Annotated in this window: 18 protein-coding genes; 12 read left to right on the top strand and 6 right to left on the bottom strand. The window is 40.3% G+C overall.

Going from position 1 to position 21,166, the window contains the following annotated elements; genetic code table 11:
* Positions 1–49: 49 nt before the first annotated feature.
* The 3 genes from ABJV04_RS16460 to ABJV04_RS16450 are packed head-to-tail and all read right to left on the bottom strand — an operon-like array spanning position 50 to position 3,961.
* A complete protein-coding gene (locus ABJV04_RS16460; protein WP_348492674.1) occupies positions 50–2,074 on the bottom strand; it encodes a DUF3488 and transglutaminase-like domain-containing protein in 2,025 nt (674 codons plus the stop codon).
* Positions 2,074–3,042, bottom strand: a complete 969-nt coding sequence (locus tag ABJV04_RS16455; RefSeq protein ID WP_348492673.1) for a DUF58 domain-containing protein — start codon at positions 3,040–3,042, stop codon at positions 2,074–2,076. Before ABJV04_RS16455 ends, ABJV04_RS16460 begins: the two co-directional genes overlap by 1 nt.
* 1 nt (position 3,043) lies before the next feature.
* The gene (locus tag ABJV04_RS16450) at positions 3,044–3,961 is read right to left on the bottom strand and encodes a MoxR family ATPase (RefSeq protein ID WP_348492672.1); all 918 of its coding nucleotides are present in this window, start codon (positions 3,959–3,961) and stop codon (positions 3,044–3,046) included.
* Between the two features lie 268 nt (positions 3,962–4,229).
* Here ABJV04_RS16450 and seqA point away from each other — a divergent pair, with 268 nt between their 5' ends.
* The 7 genes from seqA (at position 4,230) to ABJV04_RS16415 (ending at position 12,534) form a co-directional block, all read left to right on the top strand.
* On the top strand, positions 4,230–4,826 hold the full coding sequence (gene seqA / locus ABJV04_RS16445) for a replication initiation negative regulator SeqA (RefSeq protein ID WP_348492671.1): 597 nt from the start codon (positions 4,230–4,232) through the stop codon (positions 4,824–4,826).
* A 29-nt stretch (positions 4,827–4,855) separates the two neighbouring features.
* Positions 4,856–6,508 (top strand): phosphoglucomutase (alpha-D-glucose-1,6-bisphosphate-dependent), encoded by a 1,653-nt coding sequence (gene pgm, locus ABJV04_RS16440; protein ID WP_348492670.1) that lies wholly within the window; start codon positions 4,856–4,858, stop codon positions 6,506–6,508.
* 195 nt (positions 6,509–6,703) lie between these two features.
* Positions 6,704–9,196, top strand: a complete 2,493-nt coding sequence (locus ABJV04_RS16435) for a glycogen/starch/alpha-glucan phosphorylase (RefSeq protein WP_348492669.1) — start codon at positions 6,704–6,706, stop codon at positions 9,194–9,196.
* A gap of 177 nt (positions 9,197–9,373) precedes the next feature.
* On the top strand, positions 9,374–10,687 hold the full coding sequence (locus ABJV04_RS16430) for a bifunctional diguanylate cyclase/phosphodiesterase (RefSeq protein ID WP_348492668.1): 1,314 nt from the start codon (positions 9,374–9,376) through the stop codon (positions 10,685–10,687).
* Positions 10,688–10,756: 69 nt separating this feature from the next.
* On the top strand, positions 10,757–11,782 hold the full coding sequence (astE, locus tag ABJV04_RS16425) for a succinylglutamate desuccinylase (RefSeq protein ID WP_348492667.1): 1,026 nt from the start codon (positions 10,757–10,759) through the stop codon (positions 11,780–11,782).
* 9 nt (positions 11,783–11,791) lie between these two features.
* Positions 11,792–12,217, top strand: a complete 426-nt coding sequence (locus ABJV04_RS16420; RefSeq protein ID WP_348492666.1) for an HIT domain-containing protein — start codon at positions 11,792–11,794, stop codon at positions 12,215–12,217.
* The gene (locus ABJV04_RS16415; RefSeq protein ID WP_216050300.1) at positions 12,211–12,534 is read left to right on the top strand and encodes a heavy metal-binding domain-containing protein; all 324 of its coding nucleotides are present in this window, start codon (positions 12,211–12,213) and stop codon (positions 12,532–12,534) included. The genes ABJV04_RS16420 and ABJV04_RS16415 overlap by 7 nt, the downstream gene beginning before the upstream one ends.
* A 12-nt stretch (positions 12,535–12,546) precedes the next feature.
* On the opposite strand, the gene ABJV04_RS16410 is transcribed toward ABJV04_RS16415, so the two are convergent.
* Positions 12,547–13,047, bottom strand: a complete 501-nt coding sequence (locus ABJV04_RS16410; protein WP_348492665.1) for a DUF2244 domain-containing protein — start codon at positions 13,045–13,047, stop codon at positions 12,547–12,549.
* Between the two features lie 346 nt (positions 13,048–13,393).
* Between ABJV04_RS16410 and ABJV04_RS16405 the strand changes: the two genes are divergently transcribed.
* From ABJV04_RS16405 to ABJV04_RS16390, 4 genes are read left to right on the top strand one after another with little or no spacing between them, the layout of a single operon-like run.
* Complete coding sequence (locus ABJV04_RS16405; RefSeq protein WP_348492664.1) at positions 13,394–14,221, top strand: formate dehydrogenase accessory sulfurtransferase FdhD; 828 nt, start codon at positions 13,394–13,396, stop codon at positions 14,219–14,221.
* Between the two features lie 32 nt (positions 14,222–14,253).
* A complete protein-coding gene (locus ABJV04_RS16400) occupies positions 14,254–15,552 on the top strand; it encodes an alpha-amylase family glycosyl hydrolase (protein WP_348492663.1) in 1,299 nt (432 codons plus the stop codon).
* On the top strand, positions 15,542–16,105 hold the full coding sequence (locus tag ABJV04_RS16395; protein ID WP_348492662.1) for an isochorismatase family protein: 564 nt from the start codon (positions 15,542–15,544) through the stop codon (positions 16,103–16,105). Before ABJV04_RS16400 ends, ABJV04_RS16395 begins: the two co-directional genes overlap by 11 nt.
* Before the next feature lie 42 nt (positions 16,106–16,147).
* Positions 16,148–16,579 (top strand): DUF3859 domain-containing protein, encoded by a 432-nt coding sequence (locus tag ABJV04_RS16390; RefSeq protein ID WP_348492661.1) that lies wholly within the window; start codon positions 16,148–16,150, stop codon positions 16,577–16,579.
* 109 nt (positions 16,580–16,688) lie between these two features.
* On the opposite strand, the gene ABJV04_RS16385 is transcribed toward ABJV04_RS16390, so the two are convergent.
* Positions 16,689–17,825, bottom strand: coding sequence for a sigma-70 family RNA polymerase sigma factor (locus ABJV04_RS16385; protein WP_348492660.1), 1,137 nt, complete (start codon positions 17,823–17,825; stop codon positions 16,689–16,691).
* Positions 17,826–17,827: 2 nt separating this feature from the next.
* Positions 17,828–18,727 carry an alpha/beta hydrolase gene (locus ABJV04_RS16380; protein ID WP_348492659.1) on the bottom strand — a complete coding sequence of 300 codons (900 nt, stop codon included), beginning with the start codon at positions 18,725–18,727 and terminating at the stop codon, positions 17,828–17,830.
* A gap of 769 nt (positions 18,728–19,496) precedes the next feature.
* On the opposite strand from ABJV04_RS16380, the gene ABJV04_RS16375 reads away from it, so the two are divergent.
* Positions 19,497–21,050 carry an amidase family protein gene (locus tag ABJV04_RS16375; protein ID WP_348492658.1) on the top strand — a complete coding sequence of 518 codons (1,554 nt, stop codon included), beginning with the start codon at positions 19,497–19,499 and terminating at the stop codon, positions 21,048–21,050.
* Positions 21,051–21,166: the final 116 nt, after the last annotated feature.

Genomic DNA, 21,166 nt, shown 5'->3' with positions numbered 1-21,166 from the left:
TTTAAATTGCAGCGTTAACCTGACGTTGCAATTTGTTGTTGTGCTAGATTTAGTGTTTCAACTGTCGATTTACTGCTTTCTTTAACACCTGCCACTGTTGTTTTATACGTGCTTTATTCTTGGAGTTTTGCTGCTCGTTGGTTTTTGTATACTGATGTTGCACGTAAATTTTGGTGGCTTGGTTAAAAGGCTGATGCAATGAACTGGGAAGCTTGCGTTGAACGCTGTCGGCAAAATCAATAGGTCCTTGAGATATTGGACGGTAGATGTGTAACTTGGCTAGTAGCTTTTCGGATTTTTGATAATACTGAGTAATACAATCAACTTTTCTTCGGTGTAACGATGGCAAAAAGAAAAATGCCAGTAATAGTCCAATAAGTGCGATGACACTGAGGCCAAATAGTGCCAATTTTTTCGGAGTTAACTCGCCGATGAGTGACTTAATTAGGTCCTCTTGAGAACGCCTATCGAATCCTAATATCCATTTAGTCCAAACGAAATCGATATCGTGTAATAACAACCTAAAATCGTTCAACCAAGCAATGGAGCTAAAACGGTTCAACGAAAATGGTGAGTCAATTAGCTCTGCCGCATCTTCTATGGCAGTTCTTAATCCAAATTCCACTCTATTGGGAGCAACAATTGCTGTGGGGTCATACCGTTGCCAGCCTTTATCAGAATGCCAAGCTTCAATCCAAGCGTGGGCATCATATTGATACACACTCATATAATCTTGTTCGCGCATTTCGCCACCTTGATAACCCGTTACTAAGCGCGCTGGAATGTCTGCCAAGCGCAAAATATACGCCATTGCGGATGCATAATGAGAACAAAATCCCTGTTGCTGCTCGAATAAAAACGTATCTATTGCATTGGTTTGCATCAATGGAGGCTGCAAAGTGTACACGAATGGTTGCTCGGCAAAAAAAGCCAGAACTTGGTTTATGAAATCCTGATCATTTGGATATTGTTGCTGCAATTTATTTACCCAAGCTTGGGTTTTTGGGTTTCCTTTATTGGGTTTTTGTAAGTTAATACGACGGTCAACACTATACAATGTTTGATTTAATGGAGTATCAGGATATGAGCGCAGCGAATATTGGAAGTTGCTCACTAGTGGTCCGTTATTACTCAATTGGTATTCGTGGCTATGCCAAATTTTGCTGCTGTTTTGCGGACCATCAGGCACTCCGATATCGATGCTATATAACCAGTTTTGATGCGTAGGTTCAGCAATCACATCATAGCTAAAGTAGCGTCCTTTGAGTGTCGGCTTAAATTCCTTATTGTATTGCTTGTATTGACCCTTGATGGCTTTACGCTCAGAAGAAACTCGCCATGTTTTACCGTCAAACTCCTCCATCACTAAAGCTCGCCAATAACGCTCTTGTGGCGTAGGTATTGCGCCTTTAAATGTTGCTCTAAATGCCAATTCTGCACTTTGAGATAATTGTGCTATGTCTCCAGGGGTAACTTGCTCTGCTAATCCTGTTTGATGAGATTTAGAGGTAGGCATTTGCCACAATGGCCCAATTTTAGGTAATACAATAAACAATAGCAGGGCTATGGGTAATGCCTGTCCTCCCATAACAGCGATGCTTTTGAGGTTTTTATTAAGTCCGAGGCTAGGGCTGATATGGCATGCTAGAGAAAGTAGCAGTAACAATGTCAGGAGCAAATAAAAAACGCTAAAGCCAATGCTATTTTGAAAGATAAAGCCGCAACCAATCAAAAAACCACAGCAGGTGATTAATTGATAATAGTCTTTGATACTGCGCAACTGCATCAACTTCAAGGAGCAGGCTAACACTAATAGGTTAATCATCCCCAGAAGTACACCTAACTGGAAGCTAAAATAGGCCAATACTATTGCACTTAACAGAGCAAGAAGGTTCAAAGTTCGCACCGAAGGCGCATGTTTGTGTAAATCTAAATACAGGGCGCTACGCATAACAACTGCACATACTACCAATATCAAAATCCAGCCCATAATAGGCTCGAGCAAACTTACACTGATGCCCAGGAAAACAAGGGTAAGAATAATATGAGCGTGGTTTTTTGCAGAAGATATCATTATGCAACACCCTTTATATAGGGCGAATGAAGAGCTAGGGCTTTCAAGCATGCATTTTGATGTTCCAGTCCACTACTAGGTTCAATCTTAACGTTTCCTAAGTCCAACCCAAATATGCTGTTGTTTCGGGTTAATTCAATTACTTGAAAACACAACTCGCTAAGTTTGATTTCTATATCAGGGGAGTGAAGTGAAGCTAAAATCAACCAACCTGTTGCGCCGGATTGATTTGAAAACTGCTTAGAGATCATACCTTGACCTTTAGCAACCTGTTTCCATGCAACGTGATAAAGAGGCTCCCCTTGTTTGTAAGGGGCTAAGCTATCAAAGTCATCATGACCTTTAATCGTCGTGTCGGCCTCATTCAACTGTGCAGAATCATGTTTATTGAATAACTTAACTTTACTTTCTAAAGGTTTAGGATAAACAAAAATCTCTGAGGTGAATGCTAAATGGGTCCAACAACTGATTAGACCTAAGGGGAAAGTGCTAGTGAGTGTCACCCGAGGTAATGTTAATTTACCTCGGGTGACACAATCCATTGGTAAATACACCGGGTTGCTTGAGTCGTCTAAGTCAATAGTGACGCTATTTTTGGATTTCCAAAAGTTGAGTTTGAGAAGCCCATGAGAAACCCGTTTATTATTGTTGAACCAAACCGGAATTTGCAGTTTTTCTCCGGCAAATCCATGTTGAATTTTGCCTAATTGGATTTCTAGCTTGGCAAAATTGAGATAAGCACTAAATAGATTTAGTAGGAATAGAGAAAGTAAAAAATAGCACAACAATATCATTAAATTATTTTGGTAATTGGTGCCTAAAATAAACAAACCAAAACATAAGAGCAGAAATAGACCGCCGAAACGCGAGGGAAAAATAAAAATACTGCGGTAATTCAATTGGTATTTACTGGCTTGGGGAATACGTTTATTTAGCCAATTCTGTGCCGCAGTTTGCCATCCAAACATATTATGCGGCCAGGGGATCAATAGCGTCTAATAGCCTATCGCTCAAACTGGTTTGTCCGTTAAAGTCTGACATGGCGGCACGCATACGGTGCTCGGCAACTGAAGGTAATACTGCTTGGATATCCTCTGGTATTACATAGTCTCTGCCGTGTAAAAATGCCCACGCTTTAGATGCTTGCATTAGGGCTTTGCTTGCTCTTGGTGATAAGGGATTCGGAAAGCCGTCGTTCTCACGGCTATGGGTGACCAATTTTAGTATGTACTCTAATATCGCGTCAGATACGTTGACCTTAGTTATTTGCCCTTGCATCTGCGTAAACTCGGCGATGGTTAAGCTCGGCTTCGGTGTTTGTTTGCCGCTAAAATCTTGTGCTAACAGCATGGCTTTCTCAGCTTGCCAATCTGGGTAACCTAATTGAATACGCATTAAAAAACGATCTAATTGGGATTCAGGTAATGGGTAGGTGCCTGATTGATGCATGGGGTTTTGCGTCCCAATAACAAAAAATGGAGAGGGAAGGGCGCGAGTTTCACCGTCTAAACTCACTTGTTTTTCTTCCATGGCTTCTAACAGAGCACTTTGCGTTTTGGGGCTCGCACGATTAATTTCGTCCGCTAAAATTAATTGGTTAAAAATGGGACCAGGGTGAAATTGAAACGATTGTTTTGTGCTATCAAAAATATTTAAACCGAGCATATCGGCGGGCAGTAAGTCAGAAGTAAATTGAATCCGAGAAAAATCTAAGCCAAAAACCCCCGCAAGTGCGTGAGAAAGCGTTGTTTTGCCCATGCCCGGTAAATCTTCAATGAGTAGGTGCCCATTAGCTAGCAAACAGGTAAAAGCTAATTTAATTTGTTGATGTTTGCCAATAACCTGTTCTGAAACTTGGTTCATGGCATGTTGCAATTGTGGATGCATAGTCAGCGATACCTTGTTTTATTTTTTAGTGTCTGAAACTTAAACACTCAGTTAATTCAATTTTAGACTATGGGGTGAACACTGTAACCCTTGGGGTTAATACTCACGTATAAATCCTGTATTTTGTCTCGGCGTTAAAAATAACTGTAATGGTAACTATTTAGTATTGAATACAGGTAGCTAGAAAAAGAGATGTAAATTTTTTACTGAAAAAAAAATGTCATTAGTCTTATAATAGAGGCACTTTTAAATAGCTGTTATTAGAAAAATGAAAACGATTACCATCGACGACGAATTATATGGATTTATAGCCTCTCAAACTAAGCATATCGGTGAAAGTGCTTCAGACATTTTGCGCCGAATTTTGATTGACGAATTAGGATTAGAAGCAGGGGAAAACCCGAATGTCGACGTGTCTAAGCCTGCAGAAGTAAATAAAGAAGTCAAAGATATAAATAAAATTAAAAAATCCCGAGAAGTACAAACTAAAGAACAGCAAACTAGCGACGAAATAGTGAATGCCAGTTCCTTGTTCGATTTGTTGAATCAAGAGACGTTTGATCAGCCTATGAGCAAAGTTGAACGCTTTTTAAAGATGCTGGGTGCATTGCATCAAACACACCCAGACCGTTTTAACGCTGTATTGGAAATAAAAGGTAAAGGTCGACTTTATTTTGCGACAGACAAAAATACATTATTAAAAACAGGTAGTAGTACTAATCCAAAACAAATACCCGGTTCTGAATATTGGGTAGTAACAAATAACAATACCGATAAAAAATGTACTATGCTAACCAATACCGCCACTATATTGGGGTATTCTAAAAGTAACGTAGAACGATTAGGTAAAATATTTAAAGCGTAAATTCACTTAAACTCACTACTAGGATTACTATGGCAATTCATCCACAGGCAGGTCAGCCGGCAGCTCCAGAACAACTAGTCAACGTTGCGCGTTTAGTTAGCGCTTATTATTCCAATAAACCAAATTTAGACGACCCAACGCAAGCTGTGTCGTTCGGAACATCTGGTCATCGTGGTAGTGCTTTTTTAAATACATTTACCGATGTGCACATTGCGGCTATATGTCAGGCATTAGCTGAATATCGTAGTGTTCAAAATACCACTGGTCCTATGTATATTGGTATGGACACCCATGCGTTGTCAGAGCCTGCATTTATTACTGCGGTTGAAGTGTTAGGTGCAAATCAGGTCAATATGATTGTTCAAGAAGCCCGAGGGTATACGCCTACTCCTGTGGTATCTCACGCGATTCTTAATTACAACCGTGGTAAACAATCAGGTTTGGCTGACGGTGTGGTCATTACTCCTTCCCACAATCCACCTGAAGACGGTGGGTTTAAATATAATCCTACTCATGGAGGTCCTGCAGACGGCGATGCCACAAATTGGATTCAAGATAGAGCAAATCGTATTATTGCCGCGGGATGCAGTGAAATAAAACGAGTGGACTTTGATTCAGCAATGAAATCTGAGTTTGTTCAAGAAGTTGATTTGTGCCAGCAATACGTTAATGAGCTTGATCAAGTCGTAGACATGAAAGCAATATCTGAAGCTGGCTTGAGCTTAGGAACGGATCCTCTAGGGGGAGCGGGTTTAGGTTATTGGGATAAAATTGCCGACCGTTACAACTTAAATATTAAAGTGGTGAACAACAAAGTCGATCAACAATTTGGATTTATGCACCGTGATAAAGACGGCAAAATTCGTATGGACTGTTCTTCTCCCTATGCCATGGCTGGACTCATTGAGCTTCGTCAAGATTTTGATGTAGCCTTTGGTAATGACCCGGATTTCGATCGTCACGGCATCGTCACCAAAACCGCTGGGCTAATGAATCCTAATCATTACCTTGCAGTGGCAATTAATTATCTTTACCAGCACCGTAGTGACTGGCCGAGTAATTTGAAGATTGGTAAAACCTTAGTTTCCAGCAGTATGATTGACCGTGTAGCCAAATCTCTCGGTCGAGAGTTATCTGAAATGCCGGTAGGCTTTAAGTGGTTCGTACAAGGTATGCTCAACAGTGAATTTGGTTTTTCTGGAGAAGAAAGTGCAGGTGGTATTTTCTTACGCAGAAATGGACAACCTTGGGCAACGGATAAAGACGGGATTATTCTTTGTTTGTTGGCCGCAGAAATCATGGCAGTGACTGGCATCGATCCAGGTGAGCATTATCAAAAGTTAACTGAGCAATTTGGTTCACCAAGTTATAAACGCATTGATGTTGCAGCTAGTCATGAGCAAAAACAGGTGTTAAGCAAGATGGATAAGTCGGTTATTACCTCTACCGAATTAGCGGGAGAGAAAATCAACAACATCCAAACTCATGCGCCTGGTAATAATGCAGCTATCGGCGGAGTGAAAGTAAGTACCGAAAATGGTTGGTTTGCTGCGCGTCCTTCGGGTACCGAGAACGTTTATAAAATTTATGCAGAGAGTTTTAATGGTGAAACACACCTAGATAGTCTGCTAAATGAAGCTCAAAACTTGGTAGATGGGGTGTTTAAATCGAAAAACGTTTAAAAAATGCGTTTATTGGGTTTGAAATTTGTTAATAAAATCGATTTTTTTATAAAAAAGTCAAAAAAAACGCAATATTTAACAATTTTTTAACAGAATCGGATGGAATTTCCTGCTACAACTACGGTCATAATGGAAACTGTAATTTTATTACAGTTTTTAACTAAATTGTGAGCTGTCATTGTGGGAAATTCCGTCATGCCAAAAGTTAATCTTAGAAGCAAAACTTTAGATGAGCCCGAAAAGCTCAGTAAAAGTGATATTAAAGATTCAATTGTTCGTCACCTTCATTGTTCCTTAGGAACAGATGAAAATAAAGCTAATAACCACGCATGGTGGAAAGCAGCATGTGCTGCGGTACAAGAACAAGTCCTTGAGCGTTTACGCCGCACGCAAAAATCCCATTACTTAAACGATACCCGCGCAGTACATTACTTTTCAGCTGAGTTCCTAATGGGCCGGTTAATGTCCAATAATCTGCATAATTTGGGATTATTCGAGGTCACCGAACAAGCCCTTCAAGAGCTAGGGGTTAGTTTGACCGATGTGATGGAAGAAGAGCCAGATATGGCACTCGGTAATGGTGGTTTAGGGCGTTTAGCTGCTTGTTTTATAGACTCTTTAGCGACAATGGATTTGCCTGCAGTAGGATATGGTATTCACTATGAGAATGGTTTGTTCCGTCAAGAAATTAAAAATGGCGCACAAATTGAGCGACCTGATAGTTGGCGTGATTATGGTAACCCATGGGAAATATGCCGTCCTGAGTCCATTCAAGAAGTGCCTTTATTTGGTTATGTAGAAACTAAATATGGTGAAAACGGTCGTATCCTTAAAGAGTGGCACCCTGGTTCTATTGTAAAAGGGATTCCGTGGGATATCCCGGTGGTGGGGTTTGGCGGCAAAACAGTCAATGTTTTACGCCTATGGCAAAGCCAAGCTTCAAGTTATTTTAATTGGGATGTGTTCAATGCTGGTGGTTATGTAGATGCACAATCTGAAAATGTGCAAGCAGAAACCATTTCCAAAGTGTTATACCCCAATGATGAAACTGAAGCCGGTAAAGAGCTGCGCTTAATACAGCAGTACTTCTTCTGTGCCTGTTCACTCAAAGATATTATTCGACGCTACAAGCGTGCCCATGGAGACGATTGGAGCCGCTTTTCTCAACAGGTTGTTATCCAATTAAATGACACCCACCCGGCCATCGCGATCCCCGAGTTAATGCGTATCTTGGTCGACAGAGCTGAATTGGATTGGGATGATGCATGGAAAATATGTCATCAAACCTTCGCTTATACAAATCATACTTTATTGCCGGAGGCGCTAGAGAAGTGGCCCGCGAGAATGATTGAAAAAATACTACCTCGCCATTTAGAAATTATTTACGAAATTAACTCACGCTTTTTAGCCGAAGTGGAAAAAAAGTGGCCTGGGGATAATAAGATCAAACAAAAGTTGTCTATCATTGAAGAAGGCAACGATAAAATGGTGCGAATGGGGAATCTATCGGTGATAGGTTCATTTGCGGTCAATGGCGTGGCTGAAATTCATTCTAAGTTAGTTAAAAGCAACCTGTTTCCAGAGTTTGATCAAATGTGGCCTGGCAAGCTAACTAATGTTACCAATGGCATTACTCCTCGTCGTTGGCTAAAAGCTTGTAATCCCAAATTATCAGCATTAATTGATAAAAAAATCGGTACTGATTGGCCTTTGCAGTTGGACAAGTTGAAAGATCTTGAGAAGTTTGCTGGCGAAGCAAAGTTCCAAAAAGACTTTATGAAAATTAAGCTTAACAATAAAATTGCTTTAGCCAGTGAGGTGAAAAACCTAACTGGTATTGAGATAGATCCAAAAGCCATTTTTGATATACAAATCAAACGATTACACGAATATAAGCGACAACATCTTAATTTGTTGCACATTATGGCGTTATATCGCAGGTTATTGGAAAACCCTGACTATGATATGCATCCTCGAGTCTTTCTGTTTGGCGCAAAAGCCGCCCCTGGTTACAAACTAGCCAAAGACATTATTTACGCCATTAATATGGTTGCTGAACGTATTAATAATGATGAAAGGGTGAATAAGAAGTTAAAAGTGGTGTTCTTACCCAATTACCGTGTGAGCTTGGCAGAAAAAATGATCCCAGCAGCTGACTTGTCTGAGCAAATTTCAACAGCCGGTAAAGAAGCATCAGGCACAGGCAACATGAAGCTATCATTAAATGGGGCTCTGACTATCGGTACTATGGATGGCGCAAATATAGAAATCGCTGAAGAAGTAGGAGATGAAAATATTTTCATCTTTGGTTTAACCGTAGAAGATGTCGAGGAGCTGCGTGTTCAAGGTTACAACCCTTACGATTATTATTATCAAAACGCCGAACTTAAGGCTATTTTAGATTGGTTAGAAACCGACTACTTTACTCCTGGGAAACCCGGTGCTTTATCTTCATTGAAGCATAGTTTACTAGATGGTGGTGATCCCTATTATGTGTTGGCAGATTTTGAAGCTTATTCAAATGCCCAAAAAGAAGTAGATAAAGCCTATCGAGACAGTAAAGAGTGGGCGCGTATGGCCATTCTGAATTGCGCGAGAATGGGTAAATTTACCTCAGATCGCTCCATACAAAATTACGTAGACCGAATCTGGAAGTTGGATGCGTGTAAAGTAGAGCAAGATTTCTGAAGTTAATAAATTGGCTGAGAAGGGCAGGTTGAGCTCAGCTAAATTAGCGGTTTGATGAACAAAGCAGCGAATAACTTATGAAAAGGCTCAATTATTTAATTGAGCCTTTTCTTTTGCACCCAGATACGTATAGAATCTTATTAATTGCCTAGCAGTGCGCCTAATAAGAAAAATAAAATGGGTCAAGCTCATCAAACGTTAGCAACCATTCCAAATCGATATGCATTTTTAGATCGTATCGATGAAGCGGTGAAACACGATAACAAGTTGTCCTTAATGTTAATCGATGTTGTGCGCTTTTCAGATGTAAGTAGTTCTCTTGGTTACCAGGTTGGCGATATTATTTTGTTGGCCATTGCTAATCGTATTAAGTATTTATTTGGACGAGAAATCCTATTCGGTAGAATGAGTGGGGATATTTTTGGCATTGTGATCCCCGGTCGACATGGTGATAGACAGCTTCGTTACCACTTTAATCATTTAGTTGAACACTTCAAAACCCCAATTAATTTTGATGGTCATGCGTTTATTGCTGACTTCAATGTGGGGGCTGTAGCCAATGAGCCAGGTAATCAAGACACAATTAAGCTTTTGGCAGCGGCAGAGTCTGCGTTAAAACAAGCTAAAGAAAATAAATACGAGAATTTACATATTCTCAATATGAGTCAAAAAGGCCAAAGTGGGCGTTCTTTAGCGTTAAAAGCTGATTTGAAACGGGCTTTTCAAAATGATGAGTTAGAAATTTATTTCCAACCCAAAGTTAATTTAAACACCCTAAAAATAGTGGGTGCCGAGTGTCTACTTAGATGGAACCATCCCCTAGACGGAGTCTTATTTCCAGGTGCGTTAATCGAAGCGGCTGAATCCTATAATATGATGAATGAATTGGGAAACTGGACGCTAGAAAAGGCTTTCCAAAGTGCCTTGCAGTTTAAACAGCTTGGCATCGATATTGTGTTGTCGGTAAATATGTCCCCCACCCAACTTTACGACTTTAAATTCATTCCTAAATTACGAGAATTACAGAAGCTATACGATATCGATTTAAACTGCTTAGAGCTTGAATTAACTGAAGATGTGGCATTATCCAATTCATTGATGGTTAAACGCCAGTTATCAGAAGCCCGCGCATTAGGAATGAGAGTATCGGTAGATGATTTTGGTAAGGGTTACTCGAATTTAGCCTATATTCGTGATCTGTCGTTAGATGCCATAAAAATAGATAAGACTTTTGTTTTAAGATTAGAAGAAAACCCCGTGAATCTAGCCATTATTGAAGCTGCTCAAGTGATTGGGCGGGCACTGCAGTGTGACATAGTTGCAGAAGGCATTGAAACCGTTGAACAAATGCACATGCTTCGGGAGATTGGTATTGAATGCGGACAGGGTTTTCTGTTTTCAAAAGCGATTCCTCGCTTGGACTTTATACAGCTATACCATACAGATTTGATGGTGGGGACGTCACAGTCATTTATGTCTAGGCCAGCTTAAAGCCGTTCGCAGACTTTGTATTACGATGATTGGCTATACACTGCTATTATTTAAACGTTAAGAGGTTATATGTTAGTTGAGAGACTTACTCTATCAGGTCAATTTCTGGCACTGTCCAGATTCGAACCTCAATTATTTAATCAGCCCATTGAGTTTGTTCTAGCCAATGGTGTCACGGTCAACATCAGTAGTCCGGGGATCATTCAGTTTACCCCGGCGAGTACCTCACTAAAGGACATTGTGATATCTTGTGGCGTGCATGGTAACGAAACCGCACCCATTGAGATCTGCGATGACCTAGTGTCACAAATCCTCCGTTTAGAGCTCACTCCGCAACATCGACTTCTGGTTATATTCGCCAATTTACCGTCGATGGCGATTGAAAAACGTTTTGTTGAAGAAAATCTAAATCGCTTGTTTAGCGGTGCTCACTCTTCCACTGATGGCGAGCATAATTTCGAGCGCCAACGAGCGCAAGAATTAGAGCAAGTGGTCGCGGATTTTTTCACCCAAGGAAGTGAAACATCAGAGCGTTTGCATTACGATTTACACACGGCAATTCGTGCCTCTAAAAATGACAAGTTTGCCGTTTATCCCTTTTTGCATGGTAAACAACATAGCTTGGAACAACTGGCATTTTTATATGCTTGTGGGGTGAATACCTTTTTACTTTCTGAAAGTCCCACGACTACTTTTAGTTATTACTCTTCTCGCCAGTTTGGGGCTCACGCATTTACTGTTGAGTTAGGCAAAGTTCAACGCTTCGGCGAAAATGATATGTCAAAATTCGTCGCCGTTAGGGAAACCCTAACCGCGCTTATCGCCAACAAAGAATTAAAATTACCTGAGTTTTCACCCGAGAAATGCTTTATTTATCGGGTTAATCAGGTAATTAATAAGCATCAAGCAGATTTCAAATTACACTTCGATAGCGATACCCCCAATTTTACGGACTTCGAAAAAGGGCATTTGTTGGCCTCTGAAACGGGAGCTCAATATCGCTGTGAGTTTGATAATGAAGCCATAGTTTTTCCTAATGAAAATGTGGCAATTGGACAACGGGCACTGTTAACAGTAGTCGCAACAAAAATATAAGGAGAAAGCATGCATAATGCTGATTTCCAACTTGATCCGCAATTAGCCAAAGACTGCTTTGAGGTATGTGACTTACCCTTAAGTAAAATTTTATTATTAAACGATTATCAATACCCGTGGTTTATCCAAGTGCCTCGGGTTAATGACGTCACTGAAATTATAGATTTAAATGAAGCACAACAAAGCCAGCTTTGGTACGAGTCTAAAATTCTTAGCGAGTCCATTAAACACCTATTTCAACCTTATAAATTGAATATAGCGGCTTTAGGGAATATGGTGTCACAATTACATATTCATCATATTGGCCGTTTCCAAAATGATGTGGCTTGGCCAAAGCCAGTGTGGGGTGTTGCCGCTGCTAAACATTACGAAATTGCTGATTCAACTAATTTGATTGAAAAGGTAACCACATTATTAGGAGATAAAATATGTTAGTCACTACAACAAATAATTTAGATGGCAAAAAGATTGAGCATTATTATGGTGTGGTTGTGGGCGAAGCTATAATGGGGGCAAATATACTCAAAGACATATTTGCTTCGATACGAGACATCGTTGGTGGTCGTTCTGGCTCCTATGAACAAGAATTGACAAAAGCCCGTAAAATCGCCTTTACCGAATTAACCGAAGAAGCGCGAATGATGGGCGCTAACGCAGTAATAGCGGTTGATATTGATTATGAAGTAATTGGTCAAAATGGCAGTATGTTAATGGTTAGCATTTGCGGCACAGCGGTTAAATACGTAGATTAAATTGCCTTTTAACTAGCGAGGCTTCCACCATTTGTTACTCACGGCCATAATGCCGTTACGGGTCAGCAAGTCGCGGGCAATAAGGCAATCTTGTTGATTTAGAAATTCTCCCAACTTAATACTGATAGTATCATCAGTTAATATCATTTGTAGTCGGTCAAATGCGCTTTCAGCCTCTATGACCGACAGGTGTGTTGTTTGCCGTTTAAACTGCCATTTGAATACCGGTTGTTGGATACCACATTCAATCACAACCCTTTGTGGGTTAATTGTAATGACTTGCTTAGTGCAACATTGGCGATTGACTTTATGCATTAAAAAAGCCAGTAAGGCGACTTCAAATCCAGCAAAAGGCAATACTAGCCAAACCCCTAGAAATGCCCAAATAGCGGCGATGAGTAAGACAAATACAGCTATACAAAACACAACTAATTTGACCTCTGCCCAACTGGCTGAGCGATTCGGACTTAGGGTAATCCTGGTATGGTTAGTATCAGTGGAGTGCTTGACCATAGCTAATCAACAATGGGCAATGGCAACTGAGATATTGCATAGAGTTGTTTCATCGTTTTGTTTGAAAGGTAACATACTGCGCTAAAATACATCTTTAGACCCCGCTAAGTTGCAAGTTATCATTGCTGGTAAAACCTGTCATTGCCTTACTATGTTTTAGCCTAATATGTGTGTTTTTCCAAGGTGTAGATAACTGATAAATAGCAAAGTTTGGTTTTAGTTGCTGGGGGTAGGGCACTCAACCGTGGTATATTGCTAAACCAACTGATGTTATATTTTCGTAACATCAACTCAATTATTAAAGCATGGGTTTTCTGGTAATTAGGTTCTCTAACAAAAGTAGGCTATGGAAAAATCGGTTCAATATAATATAGTCCGCTATCAAGACTCAGCGACCACAAACGTTGATTGGATTGCCAGTGAGCAGCCCTTGGAAATTTGGCTAAAATATTACAATTCTCCTAATCAAACGGATAAGTTGTATTTGCACTCGACCATGCGTACTCCCGGTGACGATATTAATTTGGTTAAAGGCTGGTTACATTCCGTTGATTTACTCTCGGTCAGCGATATATTCAGTATTGCGCATACCGGCAAGGGAAAGCTGCAACAAAATAACAGTAATCGAATTGTAATAACCGTAAAACCGGGCTCGCTGGTTGATCTATCGAAATACAAGGCTAACCAATTATCTGTTTCCAGTTGCGGTGTATGCGGACAACAAAATATCGAAAGTTTACTCGAAAATTTGTCTCCCATTGCAGAACCAAATAGAGTGTCTTTTCCAGCAAAGTTAATCTGTGAATTACCGAATAAATTGCGTCAGCAACAAACTGTTTTTGGTAAAACTGGTGGCGTTCATGGTGCTGGGTTACTAGACCAATACGGGGATGTCGTTGCCACAAGTGAAGATATTGGCAGACATAATGCGCTGGATAAGTTAATCGGTAAATACTTGCCCCAATTACCTGGTCAATATGCTGTTTTGCTAAGTGGCAGGGTAAGTTTTGAGATGGTACAAAAATCGGCTAGAGCGGGTTTCAGTATGATTATTGCCGTAGGCGCACCGACTAGTTTGGCCATAGATTTGTGTAAGGAGTTAGATATTGCTTTAATCGGCTTTATTAAAGGCTCACAATTTAATCTCTATCATGGAGAACGTCAGTTAACTTAAAGGGTTTAGTCAAGTAGAAAGGATTTCATTTTATGGATCATACTCCAAAAAGCTATGTGCAAATCGACACTCCCGAATGGGTGAAAAATGCGGTTATATACGAAGTAAATATCCGTCAATTCACCTCGCTAGGCACCTTCAATGCGGCTCAATCCCATTTTCCTCGTTTAAAATCCTTAGGTGTCGATATTTTATGGATTATGCCAATACATCCTATTGGCGAAAAAAACCGTAAAGGCTCATTGGGAAGCCCTTATGCGGTGAAAGATTATTATGCGGTGAATCCAGAATTTGGTGATTTAGCCTCTTTTCAAGACTTCGTAAAAACGGCTCACTCATTTGGCTTTAAAGTTATTATTGATTGGGTTTGCAACCATTCAGCTTGGGATAATCACCTTGTTGAAGATCATCCCGACTGGTATGCACGGGACTACAAAGGCGACTTTACTCCCACTCCTTGGTGGGACTGGGATGATGTTATCGATTTTGATTACAGCAATACCGAGTTGCGCAACTATATTGCTAAAGCAATGCGTTATTGGGTTGAAGTGGCTGATATTGACGGCTTTAGATGTGATGTGGCGGGTTTTATTCCTAATGATTTTTGGGCAAATGTACGCGCAGATTTAGACAGTATCAAACCTATATTCATGTTGGCGGAGTGGGAATCAAAAGATCTTCATCAAAATGCTTTTGATATGACCTATGCGTGGAGTTGGAATGAAACCCTGCATGGTATTACTTGTCATGGTTTACCCATTAGTAAATTATTTAAATATTATTCGTGGAATGAAAAATCCTATCCTGTTGAAGCCCATCGAATGACATTTGTGAGTAACCACGATAAAAATGCTTGGGACGGTACTCAACTAGAGCAATTTCAACAGGGCCTTGAAGCCGCTATTGTGTTGTCGGTGATTGGTGAGGGCATGCCACTGATCCACAATGGACAAGAAGCTGGAGAAACAAAACGATTGGCGTTCTTTGAAAAAGATCCAATCGATTGGCAGCAGCATCATATTGGTGATTTATATCAAAGCTTAATCCAACTTAAAAAAACACATTCAGCCTTGTATAACGCACAATGGGGGGCAAGAATGATTCAGGTACCAAATTCTGCCCCTGAACAAGTATTTAGTTTTGTAAGATCAGATAAAAACAGTAAAGTTTTGGTGGTTATTAATTTTTCCAACCAGCCATTGCAAGTGACGCTTAAGGGCAGTTTATGCTTAGGTGATTACGATTCTTTTTTCGAAAATAAAAGCTTAGAAATCAAACCAGATTCGGAACTAACTATGACACCATGGGGGTATCAAATTTATGTTAATTGAACATATCAAACCACAGACAACGCAAGTATTAATGGTCGATATACAGCAAAAACTATTTTCTACAATGCACAACAACCAAGCTATGCTGCGCCGCTGTATTACATTGTTGGAGACTGCACAATTATTTGAAATGCCAATAACAGGGGTAGAGCAGTATCCTAAAGGCTTGGGTGAAACCCACGAGTTATTGCAGCCCTATGTTCAACGTAACTTTACTAAAACCGCATTCTCTGCTTTTGCCGAGGCCGAACTAGTGAGTCACCTAGATCAAATAAGAACGGACACCGCTAAGCCAAATTTGTTGTTATTAGGTGCCGAATCCCACGTTTGCTTATATCAAACCGCCATTGACGCCCTTGCCGCCAACTATCAGGTTACCATTGCTTGGGATGCTACAGCTTCCCGTTATGAATCTGATCGAGAATTAGCAAAACAGCAATTAATCGCCGCAGGTTGTCATTTACTATCGGTGGAAATGCTGGTTTTTGGGTGGCTAAAAGATGCTAAACATGAGCATTTTAAAGCCGTCAGTAATTTACTTAAGGCTCACTAATTTACATGCCACCCACCCATAGAACGAAAGAGATTAGCAGTAATGGCAAAATCTAAAGCGCAATTCGAAATGACCAGTTTTGGCCTTTATGAAGGGTGGGATAACAAAAGTAAAGAATTGCCTTCGATTCGCAACTTTACCACCAAAATCCCTGCGACTTTAGACGTTGAGTTCGGGTTTATTTTAGAGGTCAAAAAGGGCAAGGGGCTGAAGTTAGATTACACTATTTACCACCCCAATATTCCTGATAAAAAGGGCAATGTTTTGGAGCCCTTCAGTGGTGATGTGTATGTTCGAAATAACAACTGGGAGTTCTACTTAGGGGATACCTTGTGGTCGCCCATCCACGATAAAGTAGGAGACTGGCGCATGGTAATCGAATGTGACGGCAAAATAGTAGCGGAAAAAACCTTCACCGTTTTGGAAGAGTACGCCGATGGAGAGATCCAATTCTGGAAAAACCGAGGTTATTGATTTTATCTTGATTTCACTCTTTAGATAGGGCATCAGGGTAAGTGTATAGATTACTCGCACAATAGTGCTACATAGACGCTTACCCAGACTGCCTTATCCAAGGCTTAGGTTATATTACTAGACGGCCATTGTTAATCAATCCTATCACCAAGCCAGAAAATCCAATCACCACACCTAGCAACAAACAAGAGTAGTTTATAACCATTGTTGCTTTATTGGCTTTTTTACCAGAAGCATTTGTGGCGTGTGTATGCATCAATCTCATACTGCGTATCACCAACAAAACTAGACCTACTGAAAACCCGAGGTAAGTAAATACCGGCCCCATCCATCCTGATGTAAACTCGTATCCTGCCGTAATGATGAAACCCCATGCAATTACCCATGCAATGGTTTCATTGCGATAGCGCTTAAACACTGCTTTCTGTGGTAGTGTTTCAAGTCTTTTTATGGCTATATTAGATGACCAAATTATGCTGAAGACGGCTAAAAAAGCGCCTAATAAAGAGCCACCAATAATCATGAATAACTTCATGAAAAAGCTGGAGCCAGCTTTACTCGTCGAGCCTACTGTAGTTGTTAACGTGGCTGCAGCAGCGGGAGCTGAAGGTACAAGCATCGATAATATTAATCCACTAAAGCCTAATGCAGGGGCAGAACTATAGATATAAGCACTCGCATTTTTCAATAGCTTGGTTTTTAACGTTTGGCGAACCCGTGAAAGCTTTTTACGCACATTAGCCTCACTCAAGTTGAGCAACGAGGCTACCTGCTTACTCGACTGCTCTTCTCGATAATAAAGCAGTACTATTTCACGCTCATCCGACGCGAGCTCATCAATAAACTGACGTAACACCTGTTTTTGATTATTAAGATAAAGTTGTTCTTCGTTTTCCTCTTTAGGATCAACCAGCTGTTCAAGAATTAGGTTGGCTTGAGCTGAATCAACTTTTTCTTTCACTTTGTTATCGCGCAGAAAGTTATATGCAGTAAACCTTGTACTTTGTCTTATCCAGGGTAAAAAGCTATTTGGGTTTTTTAACTGGTTAAGGTTTTGCCACAGGGACACAAACACTTGTTGGGCAATTTCTTCACTGTCATCTATATCTTTTACGATGGCCAGTGCAATAGAAGTAACTAAGTTTTGATATTGCTTGATAAGGCGTTCATATGCTTGCATATCTCCTTTTTGAGCAAGTAATACTTCTTGAGCTAAGGGCATTGGCTGTGCAATTGAATTTTCCATCACTATTCCCCTAAAAACTGTGTAATTTGCTGATTGACCCAAGTGGCGTCGTCAAAAAACATGAAGTGACGTGTGGTTGTATTCATTACAACGGTTGCATTTTTAACATTTTCAAATTGTTGGGAGTATAGCGAACTAACCATTTTATGCTGGGCTTGCTGAGAATAGCCGCCGGAGGCCCCAAGCATAAGTATATTGGTATTGGACTGGGCTAGAGGTTGTCGCATGTCGGTGGTCAAAACATCATACATGGCATTGCCTACTGTCTCAGGATTTGACTGTTTAGCCATTTCGACAATTCTGTTTTGATCTTGAGATGAGGTAGCTTGTATAAAAACCCCTTGTTGTGTTTGCGCAGCTAATTGTTCACTGGTCATGTTGGCATACATTGTTTTGATATTTTTAGCTTGGGCTAGCATCATATCAGCAGTTATTGACGAGTTACGAGTAAAAATAGGCCCTATAAATGGTAACCCATCTATTGAAATCAGTTTACCTATTTTGTCTTGATGATAACTAGCAAGCACAAAACCTGTTAATCCTCCCAAACTGTGACCTATAACATCTGGCTTTTGTAAATCGTTCTCATCAATATAGCTTACTAAGTCTTGTACTAAATTGGCGATGCTAAAATTGCCGCTTGCTGGAGTGTTTGCAAACCCCTTTATTGAAACTAGGTGAACTTCATATTGAGGTAAGAGGGCATTAACGACACTATCAAAAACACTAGCGTTGGACATTAATCCAGGAATTAGAATGATCTCTTGTCCTTGTCCCTTTACTTCTACATTAAACGTATTGTGTTCTGATGCGTGTAATTTAGAGCAACACAATAAGCATAATAACGCAGTGATTATAGTCATTGAGTGGAGTTTTGAGCGAACCAAATTTTTTGTTGTCATAAGTATTTCAGCCTGTATTAATCATATTAAAAATAAAATATTTTATGCTTTTCATACCTAAGTAACGGTGGGCTTAAAAAGTGTGACAACTTTTTTAGTTTAATTGGAATAATTTTGCTTAGGCCTCCAGAAATCGTATTTATGACCCCAATGGAAAACGAATTCCCTAAGACTTTTTACATTTTTTATCATGGACAGGCATGCATAGTTTTTATCATGGAAGGCATGCATAGTTTTATCATGGACAGGCATGCATAGTTTTTATCATGGACAGGCATGCATAGATTTTATCACGGACAGGCATACATAGATTTTATCATGGACAGGCATGTATAGTTTTTATCATGGACAGGCATGTATTCGTGTTTTTTAATATGAGCATGGTTAACTCACACCAGTATGGTTGTTTATTATTTTGCCAAAGAGAAAGCGCGTCTCTTTTGATGCGTACTTAAGTCACTAGTTAGCGAATTATGACTGTCTAGATTGTTTTTTGAAAGGTGCCTGTCCACGTTATTTTCCTGTCCACGTTATTTTCCTCACGCTATTTTTTGCTGTTATGGAAGTGGCGCTAGATTGCAGGATATTTAATCACTATTGAATTGCGTTAAGTTGTGCTTTATGCTTTTTGACGTGTCTAGTTCCTAGGCTTCGAATGTTCAGATATGTTGGTATTAAATGCATCGTTTACTGGCGATTCAACATAAAGCGAACATTCTCTGAAACATAAAAATGAGAACCTTTTCCACTCTTACTGATTGGCTATTGAATGATCAAATTATTTGTTTCAACCCCTAAACTTATTGCTTTATTCACCTTGATTTCGATTTTACAGGGCTGTCAGCCAGAACAAGGGCAAGCCAAAGAAGTTGATGTAACAGAGCTTAGCATTGCGAAAATTCACACTGCTTACCAAACGAATCAATACAATAGCCAAGACTTGGTGAAGGCCTATCTAAAGCGCATTGATCAGTATAATCATAAAGTTAATGCTATCAGTGTGATCAATCAGAATGCCCTTGAGATTGCCAGTAAATTAGATAAGGAGTTTGCTGAAACCGGAAAATTGCGTCCTTTGCATGGTATCCCCATTTTGGTGAAGGATAATATCAACACGGCCAATTTACCCACCACCGCTGGCTCCCTTGCATTAGCGGATTACATTCCTGAGCAGAACGCTTTTATTATTCAAAAACTGGTTGATGCAGGAGCGATAATTTTAGCTAAAACCAATATGGCAGAATGGGCTTTCAGCCCCAAACACACGGAAAGCTCCACCCTAGGCATCACTCGTAATGCCTATAATCAAGATTATGTCCCCGCGGGCTCCAGCGGTGGAACAAGCTCGGCCATCGCTGCGAACTTTGCAACTGTAGGTTTGGGCACTGATACCGGAAACTCAATTCGCGGGCCTTCTTCCCATGCTGCTTTGGTGGGGCTAAGAACCACTATAGGCTTAGTGTCACGCAGTGCCATAGTGCCTTTGTTTTTGCGCAATGATGTGGTTGGGCCGATGGCAAGAACAACCGAAGATGCCGTTCGGGTTTTGGATGTGATTGCTGGCTACGATGAAAATGATCCCATCACTGCTAACGCTGAAGGTAAAATTCCAAAATCTTATCTGTCATATTTAGTTGAAGATGGATTAAAAGGGGCTCGTATCGGTGTTTTAAATCAGCTTAGTGATAACCGTCCTGATCCTGAAATCTCCGCATTATTTCAACAGTCTATTGAGGATCTAACAAAACTTGGGGCAACCGTGGTCAACCCCATTAATATCCCAAACTTTGACAATTTAAAAGCCAATCAATGGTGTGCAGAATTCCAGCATGATGTGGAAGCGTTTCTAGCTACTTATGTGAAAAATGAAAAGATGCAAACCCTTGAAGATATCATTGCTGTTGGCTCAAAATCGGAGTTTGCTAAAGCTCGACTGGAAGCTAACCTTGGAACAAGTGGGCGTTACGGTGCACCCTCTATTGAGTGTTCAGATGCATATCACGATACCCGCAGAATGGCATTTAGACATGGTATAGAACAGGTGATGGAGCAAAACAAACTTGATGCGCTTATCTACCCAACCTGGAATAACAAACCCGCTCTAATTAGTCGTTTTGAAGAAGATTACAAAGGTGATAATAGTCAAGTTATTAGCCCACACACGGGACAACCAGCGTTCACCGTGCCTATGGGGTTCACTTCGGAAAACTTACCCACAGGGCTACAATTTATCGGCCGAATGTATGATGAACCTAGGCTTATCAAGCTCATTTATGCCTATGAACAGGGAACTTCGCACAGAAAACCCGCAGAGTTGAACTAAGCGGCCATTTTGTACGATCTGATGTGCAGCGTTGACTAATCGTTAACGCTAAACTCTGGAGTGCAGTTGTTAGGTGCATTTGGTAATTACTTAAACGGTAAATCTTTCTAGAGCTG

It is taken from the genome of Aliiglaciecola sp., from assembly GCF_039982535.1.
Classification (GTDB): Bacteria; Pseudomonadota; Gammaproteobacteria; order Enterobacterales; family Alteromonadaceae; genus Aliiglaciecola.
This window is presented reverse-complemented; position numbering and strand designations above follow the sequence as displayed.